Raw genomic sequence first — 2,008 nt, 5'->3', positions numbered from 1 at the left:
GCCATCGCCGGCACGCCGGCTCCTACATTTTTATCCGTGTAAGGCCCGTTCCAGAGCCTTTTTCGGGGTTATTTCAGCTTCATTTAAAGTGTGACCAATTATTGTAGGACAGTCGTGTTTATGACTGTGGGGCCCTTCTTTGGCTCTAGGCGGCCCTTGGCAAAGCTGCTACTCTCGGCGCGCTTTGTGACGTCTCGGCCTGCTTTAAAGCGCCAGATTCACCTAAAAAAACATACACCAATAATAATCGCATCAAATGCGATGATGAATTCGCGTCGCTGACGTCGCTGAGGAGTGGGCTTCCATGAACGAAGACTTTTGGAAGGATAAGTACCCCGCCGGGATTGCTGCCGAAATCAATCCAGACGAGTATCCGAATATTCAGGCGGTACTGAAGCAGTCCTGCCAGCGCTTCGCCAACAAACCGGCTTTCAGCAACCTGGGCAAGACGATCACCTACGGTGAATTGTACGAATTGTCCGGCGCCTTCGCCGCCTACCTGCAACAGCACACCGACTTGAAGCCCGGCGATCGAATCGCCGTGCAACTGCCCAACGTCCTGCAATACCCGGTCGCTGTGTTCGGTGCCATCCGCGCCGGCCTGATCGTGGTCAACACCAACCCGCTGTACACCGCGCGGGAAATGGAACACCAATTCAACGACTCCGGCGCCAAGGCCCTGGTGTGCCTGGCCAACATGGCGCACCTGGCGGAAAAGGTCGTGCCCAAGACCGCCGTCAAGCACGTGATCGTCACCGAAGTCGCCGACCTGTTGCCGCCGCTCAAGCGTCTGCTGATCAACAGCGTCATCAAGTACGTGAAGAAAATGGTCCCGGCCTATCACTTGCCCAACGCGATCAAATTCAATGACGTGCTGGCCAAGGGGCACGGTCAACCGGTCAGCGACGCCAGCCCGGCCAGCAGTGATGTGGCCGTGCTGCAATACACCGGCGGCACCACCGGCGTGGCGAAGGGCGCGATGCTCACCCACCGCAACCTGGTCGCCAACATGCTGCAATGCAAGGCGCTGATGGGCTCCAACCTCAACGAAGGTTGCGAGATCCTGATCACGCCGCTGCCGCTGTACCACATCTATGCGTTCACCTTTCATTGCATGGCGATGATGCTGATCGGCAACCACAACATCCTGATCAGCAACCCGCGTGACCTGCCGGCGATGGTCAAGGAACTGTCGAAGTGGAAGTTCAGCGGCTTCGTCGGCCTGAACACGCTGTTCGTGGCGCTGTGCAATAACGAGGCGTTCCGCAAGCTGGACTTCTCCGCGCTGAAAGTCACCCTGTCGGGCGGCATGGCCCTGCAACTGGCGGCGGCCGAGCGTTGGAAGGCCGTGACCGGTTGCGGCATCTGCGAAGGCTACGGCATGACCGAAACCAGCCCGGTGGCCACCGTGAACCCGATCCAGCACATCCAGATCGGCACCATCGGTATCCCGGTGCCGTCCACGGCGTGCAAAGTCATCGCCGACGACGGCACTGAACTCGCGCTGGGTGAAACCGGCGAGCTGTGCGTGAAGGGCCCGCAAGTGATGAAGGGCTACTGGCAGCGCCAGGACGCCACCGACGAGATGCTCGACAGCGAAGGCTGGCTGAAGACCGGTGATATCGCGATCATCCAGCCCGACGGCTACATGCGCATTGTCGATCGCAAGAAAGACATGATCCTGGTCTCGGGCTTCAACGTGTACCCGAACGAACTGGAGGACGTACTGGCAGGCCTGCCGGGCGTGCTGCAGTGCGCGGCCATCGGTGTGCCGGATGAGAAGTCCGGTGAGCACATCAAGCTCTTCATCGTGGTCAAGCCGGGTGCAACCCTGACCAAGGACCAGGTGATGGAGCATATGCGCGCCAACGTCACTGCCTACAAAGTGCCCAAGGCCGTGGAGTTCCGCGATGCGTTGCCGACCACCAACGTGGGCAAGATCCTGCGGCGTGAGTTGCGCGATGAAGAGTTGAAGAAGCTCGGTCTTAAAAAGTAACCCCATAAAAAC

At 59.0% G+C, this 2,008-nt stretch carries 1 protein-coding gene; it reads left to right on the top strand.

Features of this window, described 5'->3' with window-relative positions; all coding sequences use genetic code 11:
* Positions 1–304: 304 nt before the first annotated feature.
* Positions 305–1,996, top strand: coding sequence for a long-chain-fatty-acid--CoA ligase FadD1 (gene fadD1 / locus BM70_RS0130900; protein WP_025859587.1), 1,692 nt, complete (start codon positions 305–307; stop codon positions 1,994–1,996).
* Positions 1,997–2,008: the final 12 nt, after the last annotated feature.

The organism is Pseudomonas sp. CHM02 (genome assembly GCF_000612585.1).
In the GTDB taxonomy this organism is placed as follows: domain Bacteria; phylum Pseudomonadota; class Gammaproteobacteria; order Pseudomonadales; family Pseudomonadaceae; genus Aquipseudomonas.
The sequence above is the reverse complement of the archived record's forward strand: the minus strand, read 5'-3'. Positions and strand labels throughout refer to the sequence as shown.

Bases quoted from the DNA above. Each gene is read 5' to 3' on its own strand.
- fadD1 (WP_025859587.1), top strand. From the start codon at position 305: ATGAACGAAGACTTTTGGAAGGATAAGTACCCCGCCGGGATTGCTGCC.